The organism is Stenotrophomonas sp. FR012 (assembly GCF_047520565.2).
Taxonomy (GTDB): Bacteria; Pseudomonadota; Gammaproteobacteria; order Xanthomonadales; family Xanthomonadaceae; genus Stenotrophomonas; species Stenotrophomonas sepilia.
On sequence record NZ_JAXBQL020000006.1, the window covers coordinates 115,201 to 137,234 of the forward strand.

21 protein-coding genes are annotated in these 22,034 nt (G+C 65.8%); 7 read left to right on the forward strand and 14 right to left on the reverse strand.

Going from position 1 to position 22,034, the window contains the following annotated elements; genetic code table 11:
• Positions 1-7 precede the first annotated feature (7 nt).
• The 3 genes from ACM0O9_RS11950 to ACM0O9_RS11960 all read left to right on the forward strand — a co-directional run bounded on the left by ACM0O9_RS11950 (position 8) and on the right by ACM0O9_RS11960 (position 3,198).
• Entirely contained in the window at positions 8-379 is a 372-nt protein-coding gene (locus tag ACM0O9_RS11950) for a PDZ domain-containing protein (RefSeq protein WP_065178013.1), read from the forward strand.
• Between the two features lie 123 nt (positions 380-502).
• Entirely contained in the window at positions 503-1,849 is a 1,347-nt protein-coding gene (locus ACM0O9_RS11955) for a sigma-54-dependent transcriptional regulator (RefSeq protein WP_065178012.1), read from the forward strand.
• On the forward strand, positions 1,846-3,198 hold the full coding sequence (locus ACM0O9_RS11960) for a sensor histidine kinase (protein WP_065186213.1): 1,353 nt from the start codon (positions 1,846-1,848) through the stop codon (positions 3,196-3,198). The genes ACM0O9_RS11955 and ACM0O9_RS11960 overlap by 4 nt, the downstream gene beginning before the upstream one ends.
• Positions 3,199-3,266: 68 nt before the next feature.
• Here the strand turns inward: ACM0O9_RS11960 and ACM0O9_RS11965 are convergent, their stop codons facing one another.
• Both ACM0O9_RS11965 and glmU read right to left on the reverse strand, forming a co-directional pair.
• Positions 3,267-3,800 carry a GNAT family N-acetyltransferase gene (locus ACM0O9_RS11965; protein ID WP_053497585.1) on the reverse strand — a complete coding sequence of 178 codons (534 nt, stop codon included), beginning with the start codon at positions 3,798-3,800 and terminating at the stop codon, positions 3,267-3,269.
• Positions 3,769-5,136 (reverse strand): bifunctional UDP-N-acetylglucosamine diphosphorylase/glucosamine-1-phosphate N-acetyltransferase GlmU, encoded by a 1,368-nt coding sequence (gene glmU, locus ACM0O9_RS11970; RefSeq protein WP_065186211.1) that lies wholly within the window; start codon positions 5,134-5,136, stop codon positions 3,769-3,771. The genes ACM0O9_RS11965 and glmU overlap by 32 nt, the downstream gene beginning before the upstream one ends.
• An 83-nt stretch (positions 5,137-5,219) precedes the next feature.
• On the opposite strand from glmU, the gene ACM0O9_RS11975 reads away from it, so the two are divergent.
• Positions 5,220-5,603, forward strand: coding sequence for a GtrA family protein (locus ACM0O9_RS11975; RefSeq protein ID WP_005419508.1), 384 nt, complete (start codon positions 5,220-5,222; stop codon positions 5,601-5,603).
• 221 nt (positions 5,604-5,824) lie between these two features.
• Here ACM0O9_RS11975 and ACM0O9_RS11980 read toward each other — a convergent pair whose 3' ends face one another.
• From ACM0O9_RS11980 to ACM0O9_RS12020, 9 genes are all read right to left on the reverse strand, one after another.
• Complete coding sequence (locus tag ACM0O9_RS11980) at positions 5,825-6,247, reverse strand: F0F1 ATP synthase subunit epsilon (protein WP_005419509.1); 423 nt, start codon at positions 6,245-6,247, stop codon at positions 5,825-5,827.
• Positions 6,248-6,360: 113 nt separating this feature from the next.
• Positions 6,361-7,767 (reverse strand): F0F1 ATP synthase subunit beta, encoded by a 1,407-nt coding sequence (atpD, locus tag ACM0O9_RS11985; RefSeq protein WP_005419510.1) that lies wholly within the window; start codon positions 7,765-7,767, stop codon positions 6,361-6,363.
• Positions 7,768-7,804: 37 nt separating this feature from the next.
• On the reverse strand, positions 7,805-8,668 hold the full coding sequence (atpG, locus tag ACM0O9_RS11990) for a F0F1 ATP synthase subunit gamma (protein ID WP_005411129.1): 864 nt from the start codon (positions 8,666-8,668) through the stop codon (positions 7,805-7,807).
• A 97-nt stretch (positions 8,669-8,765) separates the two neighbouring features.
• Positions 8,766-10,313, reverse strand: coding sequence for a F0F1 ATP synthase subunit alpha (gene atpA / locus ACM0O9_RS11995; RefSeq protein ID WP_005419511.1), 1,548 nt, complete (start codon positions 10,311-10,313; stop codon positions 8,766-8,768).
• A gap of 44 nt (positions 10,314-10,357) precedes the next feature.
• The gene (locus ACM0O9_RS12000; protein WP_005411131.1) at positions 10,358-10,885 is read right to left on the reverse strand and encodes a F0F1 ATP synthase subunit delta; all 528 of its coding nucleotides are present in this window, start codon (positions 10,883-10,885) and stop codon (positions 10,358-10,360) included.
• A gap of 2 nt (positions 10,886-10,887) precedes the next feature.
• Positions 10,888-11,358 (reverse strand): F0F1 ATP synthase subunit B, encoded by a 471-nt coding sequence (locus tag ACM0O9_RS12005; protein ID WP_005419512.1) that lies wholly within the window; start codon positions 11,356-11,358, stop codon positions 10,888-10,890.
• A gap of 106 nt (positions 11,359-11,464) precedes the next feature.
• Positions 11,465-11,770: a F0F1 ATP synthase subunit C gene (gene atpE, locus ACM0O9_RS12010; RefSeq protein ID WP_005411133.1), complete on the reverse strand. Its 306-nt coding sequence runs from the start codon at positions 11,768-11,770 to the stop codon at positions 11,465-11,467.
• Positions 11,771-11,843: 73 nt separating this feature from the next.
• Positions 11,844-12,644 carry a F0F1 ATP synthase subunit A gene (atpB, locus tag ACM0O9_RS12015; protein WP_005411134.1) on the reverse strand — a complete coding sequence of 267 codons (801 nt, stop codon included), beginning with the start codon at positions 12,642-12,644 and terminating at the stop codon, positions 11,844-11,846.
• 31 nt (positions 12,645-12,675) lie between these two features.
• Positions 12,676-13,041, reverse strand: coding sequence for a hypothetical protein (locus ACM0O9_RS12020; protein WP_014648497.1), 366 nt, complete (start codon positions 13,039-13,041; stop codon positions 12,676-12,678).
• Between the two features lie 456 nt (positions 13,042-13,497).
• Between ACM0O9_RS12020 and ACM0O9_RS12025 the strand changes: the two genes are divergently transcribed.
• On the forward strand, positions 13,498-14,316 hold the full coding sequence (locus ACM0O9_RS12025) for a hypothetical protein (RefSeq protein ID WP_005419516.1): 819 nt from the start codon (positions 13,498-13,500) through the stop codon (positions 14,314-14,316).
• A gap of 747 nt (positions 14,317-15,063) precedes the next feature.
• Here the strand turns inward: ACM0O9_RS12025 and lpdA are convergent.
• From lpdA to ACM0O9_RS12040, 3 genes are all read right to left on the reverse strand, one after another.
• Positions 15,064-16,872, reverse strand: a complete 1,809-nt coding sequence (lpdA, locus tag ACM0O9_RS12030) for a dihydrolipoyl dehydrogenase (protein ID WP_065178009.1) — start codon at positions 16,870-16,872, stop codon at positions 15,064-15,066.
• A 106-nt stretch (positions 16,873-16,978) separates the two neighbouring features.
• The gene (gene aceF / locus ACM0O9_RS12035) at positions 16,979-18,700 is read right to left on the reverse strand and encodes a dihydrolipoyllysine-residue acetyltransferase (protein WP_414603823.1); all 1,722 of its coding nucleotides are present in this window, start codon (positions 18,698-18,700) and stop codon (positions 16,979-16,981) included.
• 167 nt (positions 18,701-18,867) lie between these two features.
• Positions 18,868-19,383 (reverse strand): DNA-deoxyinosine glycosylase, encoded by a 516-nt coding sequence (locus ACM0O9_RS12040; protein WP_065178007.1) that lies wholly within the window; start codon positions 19,381-19,383, stop codon positions 18,868-18,870.
• 186 nt (positions 19,384-19,569) lie between these two features.
• Here ACM0O9_RS12040 and ACM0O9_RS12045 point away from each other — a divergent pair, with 186 nt between their 5' ends.
• Entirely contained in the window at positions 19,570-20,205 is a 636-nt protein-coding gene (locus tag ACM0O9_RS12045) for an OmpW/AlkL family protein (RefSeq protein WP_005419535.1), read from the forward strand.
• 242 nt (positions 20,206-20,447) lie between these two features.
• The gene (gene glpD / locus ACM0O9_RS12050; RefSeq protein ID WP_171955783.1) at positions 20,448-21,932 is read left to right on the forward strand and encodes a glycerol-3-phosphate dehydrogenase; all 1,485 of its coding nucleotides are present in this window, start codon (positions 20,448-20,450) and stop codon (positions 21,930-21,932) included.
• Positions 21,933-22,034 lie beyond the last annotated feature (102 nt).

Here is a 22,034-nt window from a genome sequence, read left to right on the forward strand (position 1 = left end):
CTGCCGAATGCTGTTGATGGCACTGCTGCCACTGCCGGCGCTGGCCGGCGGTGGCAGCTCGCAGACGCTGGAATGGCGCCAGGATGATGCCCGCCTGGCGCTCCGCTCGACCGAGGGCCAGGTACGGGTGGACGCCGCGCGTCCGGAAGCCCGCTTCGGCGTGCGCAGCGGCGACCGCATCCTGCGCTTGGACGATACGGCCGTGCGGCGGATCGAGCATCTTGCCGATGCACTGCGGCATTCCAGTGCCCCGACTGTGTACCTGTTGCTGCGCCGCGACAAACGCGAGCTCACCGTCCCGGTGGACGCCACCTCGTGGCGGCTGGCGCTGGCCGCTCCGCCACCGCCGGCACCACCGCCTCCACCAGCGCGGCGCTGAAACCAGCCCGCCCTCGTCGCCACGGCTTTGGCTATGCTTGATGGGTGGCGCCGGGCTCTCCCGGCGTATGGATACGAACACGGCTCCATCGGCGCCGCCCATCCCTTTCTGCAGAACTGCTTGATGCCTTCGATCCTGATCATCGACGACAACGCCAGCGTGGGCACCGCGCTGGACGTGCTGTTCTCCCTGCATGACATCGACACCCTGCAGGCGCAGACCCCGGCCGAAGGGCTGGCCCTGCTCGAGTCGCAGCCGGTCGACCTGGTGATCCAGGACATGAATTTCAGCGAGGACACCACCTCCGGCGAAGAAGGCGAAGACCTGTTCGCACAGATCCGCGCACGCCACCCGGACCTGCCGGTGATCCTGCTCACCGCCTGGACCCACCTGAGCAGTGCGGTGGACCTGGTCAAGGCCGGTGCCGCCGACTACCTGGCCAAGCCCTGGGACGACCGCAAGCTGCTGACCACGGTCAACAACCTGCTCGAGCTATCCGAGGCGCGGCGCGAGCTGGACCGCCGCCGCAGCCGTGAGCTGCGCCAGCGCAATGCGCTGGAAGAAAAGTACGAGCTGTGTGGTGCGGTCTTCGCCGATCCGGCCAGCGAGCGCGTCATTGCCCTGGCCTGCCAGGTCGCGCGCTCCGACCTGCCGGTGCTGATCACCGGTCCCAATGGTGCCGGCAAGGAGAAGATCGCGCAGATCATCCAGGCCAACTCGCTGGTGGCCAAGGGCCCGTTCATCACGGTCAACTGCGGCGCCCTGCCCTCGGAACTGATCGAGGCCGAACTGTTCGGTGCCGAAGCCGGCGCATATACCGGCGCCAACAAGGCACGCGAGGGCAAGTTCGAAGCCGCCGACGGCGGAACGCTGTTCCTGGATGAGATCGGCAACCTGTCGCTGGGCGGCCAGATGAAGCTCCTGCGTGTGCTGGAAACAGGGCGCTTCGAGCGTCTTGGCTCCAATCGCGAGCGCCAGGTCAAAGTCCGTGTGGTCAGCGCGACCAATGCCGACCTGCCGGCGATGATCCGCGACGGCACCTTCCGCGAAGACCTGTACTACCGCCTCAATACGGTGGAACTGGTACTGCCACCATTGGCCGAGCGCCCGGGCGACATCGTGCCCCTGGCCGAGCGCTTCCTGACCGCCGGCAAGCCACTTTCCAGCGCCGCCACCGCGGCCTTGCAACGGCACCCCTGGCCCGGCAACGTGCGCGAACTGCGCAACGTGATCCAGCGGGCCGAGCTGCTGGCGACCGGCAACCGCATCGAAGTGGCCGACCTGAACCTGCCGCGTGCCGCACCTGCACCGCGACCGGCAGCCAGTGCCGGCAATGATCCTGACCGTGCGCGCATCGAGGATGTGCTGGCGCGCAACCACGGCGTCATCGCCCAGGCCGCCGCCGAACTCGGCCTGAGCCGCCAGGCACTGTACCGGCGCATGGACCGGCACGGCATCCCACGCGAATGAAACGGCGCTCGTTCACCTTCCGCCTGTTCCTGCGCCTGCTGCCGGTGCTGGCGCTGGCCGCCGCGTTGCCGTGGCTGCTGGCCTACTGGATGGACCATGGCTGGGTGGTGACCACGGTGTCGGCGCTGATCCTGCTGTCGCTGATGTGGTGGACCCTGCGCCGTGCAACCGCGCCGGTACGTTCATTGATGCGCGCCTTGGCCGGCACCACCAGCAGCTACCGCGACGGTGAGTACAACTTCGGTGTGTACTGGCCAGGCAACGACGAACTGGGTGACCTGGTGCAGGCGCACCGCGAACTGGGCGACGTGCTGCGCGAGCAGCGGCAAGGCCTGGTGCAGCGCGAACTGCTGCTGGACACCATGGTACAGAACACCCCGGTGGCGATGCTGCTGATTGCTTCCGGCGGCGATGGCATCGCCCGCGTGGTGTTCTCCAACCTGGCCGCGCGCAAGCTGCTGCATGGCGGCTGGAAGCTGGAAGGCCAGCGCCTGGAAGAGGTGCTGGAACAGGTGCCGGTGGAGCTGCGCGATGCCATCGCCCGTGGCGGCGACAGCCTGTTCGCGGTGCATGCGGAAGGCGAAGACGGCGATGAGGACGACGAACAGGTCTATCACCTCTCACGCCGATCTTTCCAGCTCAACGGCCGCCCGCACGACCTGCTGCTGGTACGCCTGCTCACCGCCGAACTGCGCCGCCAGGAAGTGCAGACGTGGAAGAAGGTGATCCGGGTGATCAGCCACGAGCTCAACAACTCGCTGGCGCCGATCGCCTCGCTGGCCCATTCCGGCGGCGTGCTGGTACAGCGCGAGCGCTTCGATCGGCTGCCGGAGATCTTCACCACCATCGAAGACCGCGCGCGCCACCTGGAAGGCTTCATCCGTGGCTATGCGCGCTTCGCCAAGCTGCCGCAACCGCAACTGCAGACCGTGCACTGGGCGCCCTTCCTGTCCAGCCTGCGCCAGCAGATTCCGTTCGGCATGGAACGTGAACCGGACGAGGAACTGAGCAGCCGGATCGACATCGCGCAGTTCGGGCAGGCGCTGTTGAACCTGCTGAAGAACGCGCATGAAGCCTGTGCCGAAGCCGATCCGCCCAATGATGACGTGCAGGTGCAGCTGACGCGGTTGCCGCAATGGCTGCGCCTGGATGTGCTGGACCGTGGCAAGGGCATGAACGAGCAGGTGCTGCAGAACGCGCTGATGCCGTTCTATTCGACCAAGCGCAACGGTACCGGGTTGGGACTGGCACTGACCCGCGAGATCGTGGAGGCGCACGGTGGGCGGGTGTCGCTGCAGAACCGCGGTGATGGCGGGCTGTGCGTGTCGATCCTGTTGCCGATGGGGTGAGTTGCCGACTTGGCTCGGTCTGTCAGTAGAGCCACGCCATGCGTGGATGTGCCGACCAGGGTCGGCACCTACCAGACCTGCCGCATCGCCACCCGCAGATGCATTGGAAATCCCAGCGCGGCCTCTTCGGCCATCACCGCGCGCAGGCCCTCGCTCCACTGCGCCTCGGGCACTACCTCGAACCCTTCGCTGGCGTAGAAGGCTGCATTCCACGGCACATCGCTCAAGGTGGTCAGCACCGCTGCAGCAAAGCCAGTGGCCCTGGCCTGCGCCAAGGCATGCCGCAGCAATGCACGGCCATGGCCACGACGCGCGTGCGCTGGATCCACATCCATCTGCAGGACATGGAACTCGCCTGCCAGGTCGCCGGCCAGCAGGTAGCCGGCAACACCGCCGGCGGCGCCATCCACCACCCACAGCTGCCCACGCTCAAGGCCTTCCTGCAGCGTCGGCAGGTCCAGGCCGTGGCTGGCAAACACCGGATAGGCCTCGTGACCCCTCAGCAGTTCGCCGGCACGTTGTTCGATCGCCGGCAGCACACCCAGCTCATCGGTGCGCGGAACCCGTGGCTCAGGACTTCTTGACCGGGCGCTTCCAGCCATCGATGGTTTCCTGTCGTGCACGTGCCAGCGTCAGCTTGCCGTCCGGCGCGGTGCGGGTGATGACCGACCCGGCAGCGATGGTCGCGCCCTCGCCGATGGTGATCGGTGCCACCAGCGAGCTGTTGGAGCCGATGAAGGCGTTGTCGCCGATGGTGGTGGTCGACTTGTTCACGCCATCGTAGTTGCAGGTGATGGTGCCGGCACCGATGTTCACCCTGCTGCCGATCACCGCGTCACCCAGGTAGGTGAGATGGTTGGCCTTGCTGCCGACGCCGAGGGTGACCTTCTTGGTTTCGACGAAGTTGCCGACGTGTACGCCATCGGCCAGCACGGTACCCGGCCGCAAGCGTGCGAACGGGCCGATCTGCGCGGCACCTTCGGTCACCACGCCTTCCAGGTCGCAATGCGCGCGCACTTCGGTGCCGGGCCCCAGGTTGACGTCCTTCAGCCGGTTGAACGGGCCTACGGTAACGCCGTCACCGAGCACGACGTTGCCTTCAAGAACAACGTCGACATCGATCAGTACATCGCTGCCCACGGTGACGGTGCCACGGATATCCAGTCGTGCCGGGTCACGCACGCGCGCGCCCTGAGCGCACAGTGCACGCACCGCACGCCGCTGCCAGGCGCGCTCCAGCTGCGACAGCTGCCATGGATCATTCGCCCCCTCGGCCTCCTGTGCATCGGCGACCAGGGCCATCTCGGCCGGGGTGTACTCATGCGCGGCGAACGCGAACACATCGGTAAGGTAGTACTCGCCCTGCGCATTGCTGTTGGACAGCTGCGACAACCAGCGGCGCAGCGCGGTCGACTCTGCGGCGATGATGCCGGTGTTGATCGTGCGCACGCGCAGCTGGTCGTCGGTGGCGTCCTTCTGCTCGACGATGGAGCCCACCTTGCCCTCTGCATCGCGCAGCACCCGGCCGTACCCGGTCGGGTCATCGACATCGGCCACCAGCACTGCCAGCCGGCCCGGCTGCGCCAGCAGGTCGCGCAGGGTCTGCGCGCGGATCAGCGGCACATCGCCGTACAGCACCAGCACCTGCGCGGCATCGGGAACCTGCGGCATTGCCTGCGCCACTGCGTGGCCGGTACCGAGCTGCTGGACCTGTTCGGCCCACTGCAGGTCGGGCTGGCCGGCGAAGTACTGACGCACCGCCTCGCCACCATGGCCGTAAACCACGTGGATGGCCGCCGGCTGCAGCTCGCGGGCCGTATCGATCACGTGCGCCAGCATCGGCTGGCCGGCGATCGGCTGCAGCACCTTCGGCAGCACCGACTTCATGCGCTTGCCGGCGCCGGCGGCGAGGATGATGACGTGCAGGGCTTGGGTCATGGGAGCAGCAGTCCGTAGTTCGTTGCCGGTGATTCTAGAGCGTGGGCCGTTAACATGGGCATCCCTCCTCCTTCACCACGCCGATGAGCCTGCTCCGCCAGGGAAGCACCTACCTCGTGATCGGGCTCGTGCAGCTGCTGGTCGATTGGCTGGTGTTCGTGGTCGCCACCGCGCTGGGCATGCCGGTCGCGCCGGCCAACATCGCCGGTCGCCTGGCCGGCATGCTGCTGGGCTTCTGGCTCAACGGCCGCTACACCTTTGCCGAGGCCGGCACCCGCAAGCTGGGATGGAAGCGCTTTGCACGTTTCTTCGGGCTGTGGCTGCTGCTGACGGCGACGAGCACGCTGCTGGTCAGCCTGGTCGACCAGGCGCTGGGCCTGCAATTCACGTGGCTGGCCAAGCCGCTGGTGGAAGGCGGGCTGGCATGCGTGTCGTTCCTGTTGATGCGCTACGTGGTGTATCGCTGAGACGAGGCGGGAATCGGGATGCCGGATTGGGGGCGGGAACCGGAACGGTAGAGTCGACTGTCAGTCGACTGCTCTTCCGTGAGGTCGCGAAAATCCCGAGCTGCGCGCGGTAGTCGACTGACAGTCGACTCTACCCCGTCGGCTCTACCCAATCGGCCCTGCCCCGCCCCAAACAAAAACGCCGGCACAGGGCCGGCGTTCTCGTGGATGCAGCGCGAACCTCAGTGCTTGAGATTCTTGCGCAGGCGTTCCAGTGCCTGCAGCTGGACGACGGCTTCAGCCAGCTTCTGCTGGGCTTCGGCCACTTCCATCGCTTCGCCGCGGTTGGCCAGGATGCGTTCGGCTTCTTCCTTGGCCTTGCGGACCGAGGCTTCGTCGATGTCCTGCGCGCGGATCGCGGTGTCGGCCAGCACGGTCACCACCTGCGGCTGCACTTCCAGGATACCGCCGGAGATGGCGAAATCCAGCTGCTCGCCGTTCGGCGTGGTGACCACCACCTTGCCCGGCTTCAGGCGGGTGATCAGCGGCGCGTGCTTGGGCGCGATGCCCAGTTCACCCAGCTCACCGGTGGCCACGACCAGGGTCGCTTCGCCACGGAAGATTTCCTGCTCGGCGCTGACGATGTCGCAACGGATCGTGCTCATGCAAATCTCTTCGCTGTTCGCGGCGGCGCAATGCCACCGTGGGGGTCCACCGGCGCGGGCGGTTGCCCGGCGCCGGCGTCAGGTCGGGCAGGATCGCTCCCGCCCGTCCCGGATCAGGCCTTCTCGGCCATCTTCTTGGCCTTCTCGACCGCTTCTTCGATGCCGCCGACCATGTAGAACGCCTGCTCCGGCAGGTGGTCGTACTCGCCATCGACGATGGCCTTGAAGCCACGGATGGTGTCCTTCAGCGGCACGTACTTGCCCGGCGAACCGGTGAACACTTCGGCCACGTGGAACGGCTGGCTGAAGAAGCGCTCGATCTTACGGGCGCGCGACACGGCCTGCTTGTCCTCTTCGGACAGTTCGTCCATGCCCAGGATCGCGATGATGTCCTTCAGTTCCTTGTACTTCTGCAGGGTCTGCTGGACGCGCTGGGCGGTGTCATAGTGCTCGTGGCCGATCACCAGCGGATCCATCTGGCGGCTGGTGGAGTCCAGCGGATCGACGGCCGGGTAGATACCCAGCGAGGCGATCGAACGCGACAGGGTGACGGTCGAGTCCAGGTGGGCGAAGGTGGTCGCCGGCGACGGGTCGGTCAGGTCGTCCGCGGGAACGTAGACGGCCTGGATCGAGGTGATCGAGCCGTTCTTGGTCGAGGTGATGCGCTCCTGCAGGACGCCCATTTCCTCGGCCAGGGTCGGCTGGTAACCCACCGCGGACGGCATACGGCCCAGCAGTGCCGACACTTCGGTACCGGCCAAGGTGTAGCGGTAGATGTTGTCGACGAACAACAGGACGTCCTTGCCCTTGCCGTTTTCGTCCTTCTCGTCGCGGAAGTACTCGGCCATGGTCAGGCCGGTCAGCGCGACGCGCAGGCGGTTGCCCGGCGGCTCGTTCATCTGGCCGTACACCATCGCCACCTTGTCCAGGACGTTGGAGTCCTTCATTTCGTGGTAGAAGTCGTTGCCCTCACGGGTACGCTCACCCACGCCGGCGAACACGGACAGGCCGCTGTGCGCCTTGGCGATGTTGTTGATCAGCTCCATCATGTTGACGGTCTTGCCGACGCCGGCGCCGCCGAACAGGCCGACCTTGCCGCCCTTGGCGAACGGGCACATCAGGTCGATGACCTTGATGCCGGTTTCCAGCAGCTCGGTGGCCGGGGACTGGTCTTCATACGACGGCGCAGCGCGGTGGATTTCCCAGTTGTCGCTGGCAGCGACCGGGCCGGCTTCGTCGATCGGACGGCCCAGCACGTCCATGATGCGGCCCAGGGTGCCGGCGCCGACCGGCACCGAAATGCCGCGGCCGGTGTTGACGGCAACCAGGTTGCGCTTCAGGCCGTCGGTGGAACCGAGGGCGATGGTACGCACCACGCCGTCGCCCAGCTGCTGCTGGACTTCGAGGGTGATCTCGGTGTTTTCGACCTTCAGTGCGTCGTACACCTTCGGCACCGATTCACGCGGGAATTCGACGTCGACGACCGCGCCGATGATCTGAACGATCTTGCCCTGACTCATTGCTGCATCCTCTAATGTGTGCTTTGAACGAACGCGGTCAGACTGCTGCCGCGCCGCCGACGATTTCGGAGATTTCCTGGGTGATCGCTGCCTGGCGCGCCTTGTTGTAGACGAGCTGCAGAGTGCCGATCAGCTTGTTGGCGTTGTCGCTCGCCGCCTTCATCGCAACCATGCGTGCGGCATGCTCGGAGGCGACGTTTTCCAGCAGTGCCTGGTACACCAGCGACTCGATGTAACGCGTCATCACGTGCTCCAGCACGGTCGCGGCATCGGGTTCGTACAGGTAGTCCCAGTCGTGGTGAGCGACCTGCTTCTCGGCCGGCGGCAGCGGCAGCAGCTGATCGAAGCTGGCCTTCTGCACCATGGTGTTCACGAAGCGGTTGTAGACCAGGTAAACGCGGTCGATCTTGCCTTCGGTGAAGGCGTCGAGCATGACCTTGATCACACCGATCAGCGATTCCAGCTTCGGCACGTCGCCGATGTGGGTCACGCTGCCGACCATGTTGACCTTCACGCGGCGGAAGAAGGTCGATGCCTTCTGGCCGATGGTCACCAGGTCCACTTCGGCACCCTTGTCCTGCCATGCCTTGGCTTCGCCCAGCATCTTGCGGAACAGGTTGTTGTTCAGGCCGCCGGCCAGACCGCGATCGGAGGAGATCACGATGAAACCGACCCGCTTGACCTGCTCACGCTCGACCAGGAACGGATGCTGGTAGTCGGTGCTGGCCTGGGCCAGGTGACCGATCACCTGCTTCATCGCCTGCGCGTACGGACGCGAGGTCTTCATCCGATCCTGCGCCTTGCGGATCTTGGAGGCCGAGACCATTTCCAGGGCGCGCGTCACCTTGCGGGTGTTCTGCACGCTCTTGATCTTGGTTTTGATTTCGCGTCCGCTTGCCATCTCTTGTTTCCCGTGGCGCGGGGCTGATGCCCCGCGTTGTTCAACCGTTTGTCATCTGGTCCAGCGGAGCCGGTGGCTCCGCTCTACAGGACCGCGATTACCAGCTGCCGGTGGTCTTGAACTCGGCGATGCCCTTCTTGAAGGCACCTTCGATGTCGTTGTCCCAACCGCCGGTAGCGTTGACCTTGCTGATCAGCTCGCCCTGGGTATTGGCGAAGTGGGCGTGCAGGCCTTCTTCGAACGCCAGCAGCTTGTTGACCGGCACGTCGTCGAGGTAACCCTCGTTGACGGCGTAGATCGACAGCGCCTGGTTGGCGATCGACATCGGCGCGTACTGCTTCTGCTTCATCAGCTCGGTGACGCGCTGGCCACGCTCCAGCTGCTTGCGGGTCGCTTCGTCCAGGTCCGAGGCGAACTGCGCGAAGGCAGCCAGTTCACGGTACTGGGCCAGCGAGATACGGATGCCGCCCGACAGCTTCTTGATGATCTTGGTCTGGGCCGAGCCACCGACGCGCGACACCGAGATACCGGCGTTCACGGCCGGGCGGATGCCGGCGTTGAACAGATCGGTTTCCAGGAAGATCTGGCCGTCGGTGATCGAGATCACGTTGGTCGGAACGAAGGCGGACACGTCGCCGGCCTGGGTTTCGATGATCGGCAGCGCGGTCAGCGAACCGGTCTTGCCGGTGACCTTGCCTTCGGTGAACTTCTCGACATATTCCTCGGACACGCGGGCTGCACGCTCGAGCAGACGGGAGTGCAGGTAGAACACGTCACCCGGGTAGGCTTCGCGGCCCGGCGGGCGCTTCAGGAGCAGCGAGATCTGGCGGTAGGCGACAGCCTGCTTGGACAGATCGTCGTACACGATCAGCGCGTCTTCGCCGCGGTCCATGAAGTACTCACCCATGGTGCAGCCCGAGTAGGCGCTGATGTACTGCATGGCAGCCGATTCGGAAGCGGTCGCGGCGACCACGATGGTGTGGGCCAGCGCGCCGTTCTCTTCCAGCTTGCGCACGATGTTGGCGATGGTCGACGCCTTCTGGCCGATCGCAACGTAGACGCACTTGATGCCGGTGCCCTTCTGGTTGATCACCGCATCGATCGCCATGGCGGTCTTGCCGGTCTGGCGGTCACCGATGATCAGCTCGCGCTGGCCACGGCCGATCGGGATCATCGAGTCGACCGACTTGTAACCGGTCTGCACCGGCTGGTCGACCGACTTGCGCCAGATCACGCCCGGAGCAACGCGCTCCACCGGAGCGGTCAGGTCGGTGCCCAGCGGGCCCTTGCCGTCGATCGGCTCGCCCAGCGCGTTCACGACGCGGCCCAGCAGTTCCGGACCGACCGGCACTTCCAGGATGCGGCCGGTGGTCTTGGCGACGTCGCCTTCGCGCAGGTGCTCGTAGTCACCCAGGACCACGGCGCCGACCGAGTCGCGCTCCAGGTTCAGGGCCAGGGCGAAGGTGTTGTTCGGCAGTTCGATCATTTCGCCCTGCATCACGTCGGCCAGACCGAAGATGCGCACGATGCCGTCGGACACGCTGGTCACGGTGCCTTCGTTGCGCGATTCCGCGGCCAGCTTGACCTTCTCGATGCGGTTCTTGATCAGTTCGCTGATTTCGGAGGGGTTGAGCGTGGTTGCCATCGTCAAGTCCTAGTGCCGGCAGCGGGGCCGGACGTTAAATGAATTCAGTTAGCGAGCGCGGTCTGCAGACGGGCCAGCTTGCCCTTCAGCGAACCATCGATGACCACGTCGCCGGCGTCGATCACGGCGCCGCCGATCAGCGAAGCATCGACCGCAGTGGTCACGTCGACCTCGCGGTTGAAGCGCTTGCGCAGCGCGACCTTGATCGCGTCCAGCTCGCCGGCCGACAGCTCGGCAGCCGAGGTGACGGTGGCCTTGACCACGTGCTCGGCTTCGGCGCGCAGGGCGTCGAACATGCCGGAGATTTCCGGCAGCAGCGGCAGACGATGCGATTCGGCCAGGATGGCCAGGAAGCGCGAGTAGGTCTCGCCGTGGGACACCGGCGCCAGCAGGGCGACGGCGTCGTCACGACCCAGCTCCGGGTTGGCGAGCAGGGCCGCCACGCGCGGGTCGGCGGCGACGTGGGCGGAGAACGCCAGGGCGTCCGACCACGGCGCGAACGCGCCTTCGTCGCGCGCGGTCGCGAACGCGGCGCGGGCGTACGGGCGGGCAAGCGTGAGGGCCTGGCTCATCCTTAGATCTCCGAGGCCAGCTCGTCGAGCAGCGCCTTGTGGGCGTTGGCGTCGATTTCGCGCTTGAGCAGCTTTTCGGCACCGGTCACGGCCAGCGCGGACACCTGCTTGCGCAGATCTTCACGGGCACGGTTGGCGGCGGCGTCGATTTCAGCCTGGGCCAGTTCCTTCTGACGGGTGGCTTCGGTGATCGCTTCGTTGCGGGCAGCATCAACGATCTGGTTGGCACGCGCATGGGCCTGATCGATGATCTCGTTGGCCTTGGTGCGGGCTTCCTTCAGCGCTTCGTTGACCTTCTCCTGCGCCTGGGCCAGATCTTTCTGGCTGCGGTCGGCAGCAGCGAGGCCTTCAGCAATCTTCTGCTGGCGCTCTTCGATCGCGTTCATCAGCGGCGGCCAGATCTTGGTCGCGATGATCCAGATCAGACCAGCGAAGGCCAGCGCCTGCGCAAGAAGGGTGAAATTGATATTCATGGTTAGCTCGATCGCTGGTTTCGGGGTGGACGCGCCGCCGAAGCGGCACATCCGGCCTTCATCCGAAACCGGGTGCATCAGCACCCGGTCGTCTCAAACCGCTGTATCAGCCGGCCAGAGCCTTGGTGACGGCGCCAGCGAAGGCAGCCGACAGCGGGTTGGCGAAGGCCAGCAGCAGGCCAACGGCGACCGAGATGATGAACGCGGCGTCGATCAGGCCGGCGGTGATGAACATGCGGACCTGCAGGACCGGGATCAGTTCCGGCTGGCGGGCGGCCGACTCCAGGAACTTACCAGCCATGATGGCCAGACCCAGACCGGCGCCCAGCGCGGCCAGGCCGATCATGATGCCGACGGCAAGGGCGGTGGAGCTCTGAATCTGCGCGAAGTTGGTCAGGACGGCGAAGTACATGGTTATCTCCAGGAACTTAAGTTGCTAAGGGTGATGAAACGGATGAAGGTTGAAACGCGTTGAAGCTTGAAACTCAGTGAGCGTCTTCCGACAGGCTCAGGTACACGATCGACAGCATCATGAAGATGAAGGCCTGCAGCGGGATCACCAGCAGGTGGAACAGCATCCAGCCGAGGCCGAACACACCACCGGCAATGGCACCGAAGAAACCGGCACCACCCAGCACCCAGATCAGCAGGAACACGATTTCGCCGCCGAACATGTTGCCGAACAGTCGCATCGCCAGCGAGATCGGCTTGCTCAGCCACTCGACGATGTTGAGGATCAGGTTGAACGGCATCATCCACTTGCCGAACGGCGCCGTCAGGAATTCCTTGATGAAGCCGCCCAGGCCCTTCGACTTCAGTGCGAAGAACAGCATCAGGAAGAACACGCTGATGGCCATGCCCAGGGTGGCATTGACGTCAGCGGTCGGGACCGGCTTCCAGTAGTGCACGCCCGCCCATTCCAGCGGCTTGGCGATGAAATCGGCCGGGATCATCTTCAGCAGATTCATCAGCAGAATCCAGAAGAAGATGGTGATGGCGATCGGCGTGACCAGCTTGCTCTTGCCGTGGTAGGTGTCCTTGGCCTGGCGGTCGACGAACTCCAGGCAGATCTCGACGAAGGCCTGCCACTTGCCCGGTACGCCGGCGGTGGCCTTGCGGGTGCCCAGCCAGAACGCCACAACGATCACCAGGCCCATCAGGACCGCGGTGAGGAAGGTATCGACGTGGATATGCCAGAACATACCCTCACCCTTGCCGACCGGCGCGGTCAGGTTGTGCAGGTGATGCTGGATGTAGCTGGTAGGGGTTAGAGCCTCGCCCGCCATGTGTCCGGAACCTTCAGTTAATTGAATTCTGTCAACGCCTGGCCATCGCCAGGACCTGGAACATCAAGCCGACGGCGATACCGGCCAACAGCGCCAATGCAGGCAGCTTGAAGACCAGGAACCCCACCAGCAGGACGCCGAAAACCACGACCCACTTGGCCACGATCGCAATGATCAGGCGAGCCATCGCCGATCCTGCGGCCACCGCACCACCCCCCAGCGCCATCCTTGCCGCCACCCAGCCACCGGCCGAAATGGCCACACCGGACGCCAGCGCGCCGAGGGCATATTTCGGACCGACCAGCAGGAAGGCCAGGGCCAGGACAGCGACCGCGGCCAGCGGGTAGACCGCGGCGCGCAGCATCAGTCGCCGACCCGCATCAACGGAGTTCAGCACAGGACGTCCCGCGTGGTTGCAAGTGGAAGGCTGAGGCGGCTACAGCAGGGGGGCCTCATCGAGCCGCCAAATTATAGCAATGGGACAATTTGCGAGACAACCGCTGCCTGTTCATCCCGGGAAGCCGCAAGTTGCGGTAACGGTTACATTTTTGCGTACCACCCGGGGGACAATGACGTCCGCATGATGCTGCACCGCAGTATTGAACTTTGGTCGCAGGCGAGGAACTTTCGCCGGATGCGCGGGTCCGATCTTTCGACCTGCCCGCAGCATCCTCGTCGGCTCCACCCCGCAGGTCCCACGATGGCCCCGAAGCCCGTCTCCGGGGCCATCTTTTTGCATCGTCGCGACAGCACTGAACCGTGCACATGCCGTGGACCATACGTTCACGGATGGTGGACGGGCCTGTCCGGCACAGTGGTCTTCATTCTGATGAACCACTGCAAGGACTCTTCGATGCGCCCCGTACCCACCCTGCTCGCTCTCTCCCTGATCGCCGCCGGCGCCTCGTTCGCCACCGCTGCCCACGCCGCCGAAGGCGACGACCGCTTTGCCCTGCGCCTGGGTGCGATGAACATCGACTCGGACAACACGCTCCGCGGCAAGACCAATGTCGCCGGGCAGGACATCGGTTTCTCCGAGGACTTCAAGCTGGGTGGCAAGGAGTGGGAGCCGCGCATTGACGGCATGTTCCGCATCAGCAACCGCCAGCGCCTGCTGTTCAACTATTTCAAGTACGACAAGGACCGCCGCGAGACCCTCGGCCAGGACATCTCCTTCGGTGACGTCAACGTGCCGTCCGGCAGCTTCGTCAAGGGCGAACTGAAGTACCAGGTGGCCAGCCTGGTCTATGACTACTCGGTGGTGGACACCGATACGTTCGACCTCGGCCTGCAGCTGGGTGCCGAGTACGCCAAGGTCAGCACCAAGGCCTACGCCGACCTCGGCACCGTGTACGAAGGCCAGTTCCTCAACGAGAAGACCGACGGCGTGGCGCCAGTGGTCGGTGCGCGATTGAGCTTCACCCCGTCCGAGAAGTGGATGATCACCCTGCAGGGCCAGTACCTCAACACGCGCTGGGGCAGCTTCGATGACTACAAGGGCGATCTGAGCCGCGCCAACGCCATCGTCGATTACCGCTTCACCAGGAACTTCGGTGTGTTCGCCGGCTACGACTGGTTCAAGCTCGATGCGGACAAGAAGGGCAGCGACGGCACCATCGGCCTGAAGCAGGAATTCAAGGGCCCGGTGGCCGGCGTCAGCTTCGTGTTCTGACACCCGCCCCTTCCACGGCTCTCTCTCTCCTGGCGCGGCCTCCGGAACATCGGGGCCGCGTTTTTTGTGGCATCGTCGAGCAGAGAAGCAGGTTGGCCGAGCGCGGGGGGAGAGGGGCTTGCGTGCGAATGTCCCCCGGCGCCGGCCTGCGGCCGTCACCTCCTCCTTTACTTCGCACACAAGCCCCTCTCCCCCCGCGCATCAGGCATCCACGCGGCCCAGGCAGTGGCTCTGGACTGTCCGCAAGCCGAGCCGCTGCGTGGGTGGCCGGCGTCTGGACAAAGTAAAGGAGGAGGCGACCACCGCAGGCGGACGACGGGGGACATTTGTCCAGACGCCTGCCACCTGCGCAGCGGCCCAGACCTTCGCGGTGGCAGTTACCGTAGACGCAGGCGTGGTCGAGCGCTGGAGGGAGCGGGGGCTGGCTGCGAATGTCCCCCGGCGCCGGCCTGCGGCCGTCACCTCCTCCTTTACTTCGCACCCAGCCCCCGCTCCCTCCGCGTGTCAGGCATCCAGGCGGCCCAGGCAGTGGCTCTCGACTACCCGCAAGCCGAGCCGCTGCGTGGGTGGCCGGCGTCTGGACAAAGTAAAGGAGGAGGCGACCGCCGCAGGCGGACGACGGGGGACATTTGTCCAGACGCCGGCCACCCACGCAGCGGCCCGAACGCTCGCAATGAGAGTGATCGAAGCTCAACAAAAAAACCCCGGTAGATGCCGGGGCTTTTCGTTCGGAACGGCGCGGGCGCCTTACTTCTTCTTCGGCATGTACAGATCGGTGATCGTGCCGTCGTAGATTTCCGAGGCCATCGCCACCGATTCGCTCAACGTCGGGTGCGCATGGATGGTGTGGCCGATGTCTTCGGCTTCGGCACCCATCTCGATGGCCAGGCCGATCTCGGCCAGCAGGTCACCGGCATGCACGCCGACGATCGCGCCGCCGATGATGCGGTGGGTCTCCTCATCGAAGATCAGCTTGGTGAAGCCCTCGGTGCGACCGATGCCGATCGCGCGGCCGCTGGCGGCCCACGGGAACTTGGCCACGCCGACCTTCAGGCCCTTGGCCTTGGCTTCGGTCTCGGTCACGCCCACCCAGGCGATTTCCGGGTTGGTGTAGGCCACCGACGGAATCACACGGGCGACCCATTCCTTCTTGTGGCCAGCAGCCACTTCAGCAGCCAGCTTGCCTTCGTGCGTTGCCTTGTGCGCCAGCATCGGGTTGCCGACGATGTCGCCGATGGCAAAGATGTGCGGCACGTTGGTGCGCATCTGGCGATCAACCGGGATGAAGCCACGCTCGGTGACCTGCACACCGGCCTTCTCGGCATCGATCTTCTTGCCGTTCGGCGAACGCCCGACGGCCACCAGCACACGGTCGAAAGTGCCCTGCGCCAGCGCCGGCGCCTGGCCTTCCTCGGCCGCCTCGAAGGTCACAGTGATGCCCTTGGCATCGGCGGTGACGCCCGAGGCCTTGGTCTTCAGGTGCACTTCGATGCCCTGCTTCTTCAGGCGGTCGGCCAGCGGCTTGACCAGGTCCTTGTCGGCGCCCGGCATCAGCTGGTCCATGAACTCGACCACGGTGACCTTGCTGCCCAGTGCGCTGTACACAGTGGCCATTTCCAGGCCGATGATGCCGCCGCCGACGACCAGCAGCGAGCCCGGCACTTCGGCCAGCTCCAGCGCGTCGGTGGAATCCATCACGCGCTTGTCGTCCCACGGGAAGTTCGGCAGCTTCACCGCCTGCGAACCAGCGGCAATGATGCACTTCTGGAAGCGCAGCAGCTGGGTGCTGCCGTCTGCGGCGGTGATCTCCAGTTCGTTGGCCGAGATGAACCTGCCGACGCCCTGCACGTTGCGGACCTTGCGCTGCTTGGCCATGCCGGCCAGGCCCTTGGTCAGCTGGTTGACGACCTTTTCCTTGTACTGGCGCAGCTTGTCCAGGGTGATGGTCGGCTTGCCGAACTCGACGCCGAAATCGCCGGCGTGGGCCACTTCGTCGATCACCGCGGCAGCGTGCAGCAGCGCCTTGGACGGAATGCAACCGACGTTGAGGCAGACGCCGCCGAGGCTGGCGTAGCGCTCGACCAGCACCGTATCCAGGCCGACGTCGGCGGCGCGGAAGGCGGCGGTGTAGCCGCCCGGGCCGGAGCCCAGCACGACCATTTCGCATTCGATGTCGGCCGGCTTGCCACTGGACAGCGCCGGCTTCGGTGCCACCGGCTCGGCCGGGGCGCGGTGCGAGGGGGTCACCGGCGGCTTGCTGGCCGGAGCGGCCGCAGCCGGAGCCGGCGCAGCGGCCTTGGCGGGGGCATCGGCGGCGCCTTCAGCGTCCAGCACCACGACCACGGCGCCTTCGGACAGGGTATCGCCCAGCTTGACCTTGATCTCCTTGACCACGCCGGCCGCCGAGGACGGCACTTCCAGGGTGGCCTTGTCCGACTCCAGGGTCACCAGGCCCTGGTCCTTCTTCACCGTGTCGCCGACGGCGACCAACACTTCGATCACCGGCACATCGCTGTAATCGCCGATGTCGGGAACCTTGACTTCAATCGTGGCCATGGTGGTTTTCCTTGTGCCCGGCCGGCATGGCCGGCGGGCTGTCACTGCATCTGTTCACGCGGCCGCGCCAGGGGCAGCGGCCGCACGGTGGGGGCGAAGCGATGCCTTACAGCAGCACGCGGCGCATGTCGGCCAGCACCTGCGACAGGTACGTGGTGAAGCGTGCGGCCAGAGCGCCGTCGATGACGCGGTGGTCGTAGCTCAGCGACAGCGGCAGCATCAACTTCGGCGCGAACTCCTTGCCATTCCAGACCGGCTGGATGGAGGACTTGGACACGCCCAGGATGGCCACTTCCGGTGCATTGACGATCGGAGTGAACGCGGTGCCGCCAATGCCGCCCAGCGAGCTGATCGAGAAGCAGCCGCCGCTCATGTCGGCCGGGCCCAGCTTGCCGTCGCGCGCCTTCTTGGCCAGCTCGCCGGTTTCCTGCGCGATCTGCACCACGCCCTTCTTGTCCACGTCGCGGATGACCGGCACGACCAGGCCGTTCGGCGTATCGGCGGCAAAGCCGATGTGGAAGTACTTCTTCAGGGTCAGGTTCTCACCGCTGGCGTCGAGCGAGGCGTTGAATTCCGGGAACTTCTTCAGCGCCGCGGCGCTGGCCTTGATCAGGAAGGCAAGCATGGTCAGCTTGATGCCGGCCTTCTCGTTTTCCTTGTTCAGCGCCACGCGCAGGCCTTCCAGGTCGGTGATGTCGGCCTGTTCGAACTGGGTGACGTGCGGGATCATCGCCCAGTTGCGGGCCAGGTTCGCGCCGGAGATCTTCTTGATGCGCGACAGCGGCTGGACTTCGGTCTCGCCGAACTTGCTGAAGTCGACCTTCGGCCACGGCAGCAGGTTCAGGCCACCACCGGCGGCGACGGCGCCACCGGCAGCTGCTGGCACACCACCACTGAGTGCGGCCTTGACGAACTTCTGCACGTCAGCCTTGGTGATGCGGCCCCCCTTCTCGGTGCCGTTGATCTGCAGCAGGTCCACGCCCAGCTCGCGGGCGAACACGCGCACCGCCGGGGTGGCGTACGGCACCTTGGCCGGCAGCACGCCATCGGCGTTGAACTGCACCGGCGGGCTGGACGGGGTGCCGGCCAAAGCGATCTCGCGCGCCGCCAGCTTGTCCGGCTGTGCCGGCACAGCGACCGGCTCGACCTCGGTGGCGGTCTCGGCGGCAGCCGGAGCAGCGGCAGCCGCCGCCTTGGTCGGTGCCGGCGCGGCAGCGCCTTCGGCATCAATGATGGCAACCACGTCGCCCTGCGACAGGTTGTCGCCCACCTTGACCTTGATCTCCTTGACCACACCGGCCACTGACGACGGCACCTCCATCGTGGCCTTGTCGCTTTCCAGCGTGACCAGGCCCTGGTCCTTCTTGACCGTGTCGCCGACGGCGACCAGCACTTCGATGACCGGGATGCCGGCGTAGTCGCCGATGTCCGGCACCAGCGCTTCCACTGCGCCACCGCTGGCGGCCGGAGTGGCCGGAGCGGCCGCCGCAGCGGCGGCCGGGGCCGGCGCGCTCTGGGTGGCGGCAGCCGGGGCAGCGGACTTGGCCGGTGCCGGTGCGGCGGCGGCCGGCGCGGCGGCTTCGCCTTCGGCCACTTCGATCAGCGCCACGACCTTGCCTTCGGACAGGCTGTCGCCCACCTTGACCTTCAGTTCCTTGACCACGCCTGCCACCGAGGACGGCACTTCCATCGTCGCCTTGTCGCTTTCCAGCGTCACCAGGCCCTGGTCCTTCTTGACCGTGTCGCCGACGGCGACAAGCACCTCGATTACCGGGATATCGCTGTAGTCACCGATATCGGGGACAAGTGCTTCCTTGATTTCGGCCATGGGGATAACTCCGGCAATCTGGTGTAGGGAAACGTCTATTGTGCGGCCAGCGGGGTCCAGCGCCAACCGTTACAGGTGTTTTCAGTACGCACGCAGCCGGGACAGGCTGTTGCCCACGGGTCCCGGCCGCGACCAGTCGGTAGCGTATTGTCCGGACGATGTCCGCTTCATGTCGCCAGTGCGTCTGCAACCGGCTGCCAGGCCTGGCGCAGGCGCGGCAACGACCACGCCGCATTGGCCGGGCTGGTCGAGGGCAATGCAACCACCTGTGGCGGGGCCTCCAGCTGCGGCAGCACCCAGCGCTGGAACGCCTGCCATGATGCAGCGCCATTGCAGCCGATCAGCGTCAGCTCAGGCAACGTGGCGATCAGTTCCGGCAGTGCATTGGCCACTTCCGTGCCACGCACGATGTCCGCGTCCAGGCTGCCTCGGCGCTCGCAGCGACCGATCACATCCCACAGACCGATGCCCGCGGCATTCAATGCCTGCAGCCGCGCGGCGTAGGCCAGATCCGCGTCGAAACCACAGATGTCGGCCATCAGCGGCCAGAAGCGGTTGCGCGGATGGGCGTAATAGCGCTGCTCCTGCAGGGACGCCACGCCCGGCATCGAGCCCAGCAGCAGCACCCGGCACTCCACGTTCACCTGCGCTTGCAGGCCAATGCACAACGTTGCTGTGCTCACATCTTCTCCAACTGCATGAATGTCCCCGAGCGCCAGAAACCCCATGAATACAGGCGTTCCGTACCCGTCGCTGAACAAGGAAAACTATTTTTTAACGTGCGTCGGATTCGATTCATGTTGGGGCGACTACGGTGTGCTCGCCCCGCAACCGGGGGCCCAAAACAAGAAACATTAGGAGATACCCCCATGCGCTCCATCCGTATCCTGAGTCTCGCCCTGCTGACCTCCGCCGCCTTCGCGCCGGCCGCTTTCGCCCAGGACAGCAGCAGCACCGACACCGCGTCGGGCAAGCATTTTGCCGTTGTTGGCGGCATCTCGCTGCTGGAACCGAAGAACGACCCGATCTCCGGCGTGAAGAAGACCGATGGTGGTCCGGCGCCGACCGTCAGCTTCAGCTACTACATCAACGACAACTGGGCCGTTGAACTGTGGGGCGCCGCTGACAAGTTCGACAACAAGTTCAAGGGCCCGAACAACGCCCGCCTGGGCTCGGTCGAGCAGCAGCCGGTCGCGCTGAGCGGCCAGTACCACTTCGGCCAGGCTGACAACGTGTTCCGTCCGTTCGTGGGCGTCGGCTACTACCAGTCGAGCTTCAGCAACGAGAAGCTGGGCAACGGCGCTGACACCGACATCCGCTTCAAGGATGCCAAGGGCGTGATCGGCACCGTCGGCGTCGACATGAACATCAACTCCACCTGGTTTGCCCGTGCTGACGCCCGCTACATGCGCGCCCGCCCGGACATCAAGGTTGGCGGCGAGAAGATCGGCGAAGCCAAGATGGATCCGTGGACCGTCGGCTTCGGCATCGGCGCCCGCTTCTGATCCAGGCTGCACCTGCTTCACTGATGCAACGCGACGGGCCCTTCGGGGCCCGTCGTCGTTTCCGTCACCGGCGTTCTGTAGAGTCGAGCCCATGCTCGACTGCCTTTTTGTAGAGTCGAGCCAAGCCCCCTATCCCGAGTCGAGCGGCGGGCTCCGCGCGCATTGCGATGCGTTACGTTCAATGGCGCCCACGGTCAATGGTGGCGCGGCTCGGCTCTACAGACACAGGACGCGGAGACACGATGGACGACGTCGACCTGCTGGTGATCGGTGGCGGCATCAACGGTGCCGGCATCGCCCGTGACGCCAGCGGCCGCGGCCTGCGCGTGCTGCTGTGCGAGCAGCACGACCTGGCCGCGCATACCTCCAGCGCCAGCAGCAAGCTGATCCACGGCGGCCTGCGCTACCTGGAACAGGGCGAGCTCGGGCTGGTGCGCAAGGCGCTGGGCGAACGCGAGGTGGTACGCCGGCAGGCGCCCCATCTGGTCCATCCATTGCGCTTCGTGCTGCCGTGGGAACCCCATCTGCGCCCACGCTGGATGCTACGCGCGGGACTGTGGCTGTATGACCACCTGGGCCGTCGCAGCCCGGCATTTCCCGCCTCGCGCGCCCTGGACCTTCAGCGCGATCCGCTCGGCCCCTGGCTTTCCCCGGATCTGCGGCAGGCCTTCAGCTACGCCGACGCGCAGGTCGATGACGCGCGACTGGTGCTGCTCAACGCCCTGGATGCCGCGCAGCGGGGCGCACAGGTGCGTGTGCGCAGCCGCTGCATCGACCTGCAGCCCTTGCAGGGCCGGTGGCAGGCGGTGCTGGAATCCGCTGATGGCCAGCAGCAGGTGACCGCGCGCGCCGTCGCCAATGCGGCAGGGCCGTGGGCCGGCGGCCTGCTGGAACGGATGGAGGCACGCAGTGGCGGCCCCGCGCTGCGGCTGGTACAAGGCAGCCACATCGTCCTGCGCCGGCCCTGGCCCGATGACAGCGCGTGCCTGCTGCAGCAACCCGATCGACGCGTGGTGTTCCTGTTGCCCTTCGCCCACGACCACCTGCTGGTTGGCACCACCGACACCGACTATCGCGGCGACCCGGCGCGCTGCGGCGTGCTGCCTTCAGAGGTGGCGTACCTGTGCGAAGCGGCCAACCGCTACCTGCATGAACCCATCGCGCCGGAAGATGTGGTCTGGCAGTTCGCCGGTGTCCGCCCGCTGCTGGCTGATCCCGATCCGCGCGCGGCAAGACTCAGCCGCGATTACCGCCTGCAGCTCCAGGTGGACCCGGCACCGGCGCTGCATGTGCTGGGCGGCAAGCTGACCACCTACCGGGTGCTGGCCGAGGAAGCGCTGGAGCTGCTGCGGCCCGCCCTGCCGCAGATGGGAGCGGCGTGGACAGCAGACGGGGACCCGCTGCCAGGCAGCGACTGGGGCGACGCCGCGCAGGCGGGCGCGCATCTGCAGGTATCGGCACCCTGGTTGCCCGCAGGTATCGCGCGACGCTGGGCCGGGGCCTATGGCAGTCGCAGCGCGGAACTGCTGCAGGGTGTACGGGGCCTGCACGATCTTGGCGAGGCGTTTGGCGGCGGCCTGCATGCCCGGGAAGTGGCCTTTCTGCGCGAGCAAGAGTGGGCGCGCACTGCCGAGGACGTGCTGTGGCGAAGGAGCAAGCTGGGGTTGCGGCTGGACGCTGCGCAGGTGACACGGCTGCAGGCGTGGATCGAACACTCCACTCTGTAGAGCCGAGCCATGCTCGGCTGCGTTGTGCAAATGCAGCCGAGCATGGCTCGGCTCTACAGAGAGAAAGGTAAGTTACCCTGACTGCTCTACCGGAGACGCTGC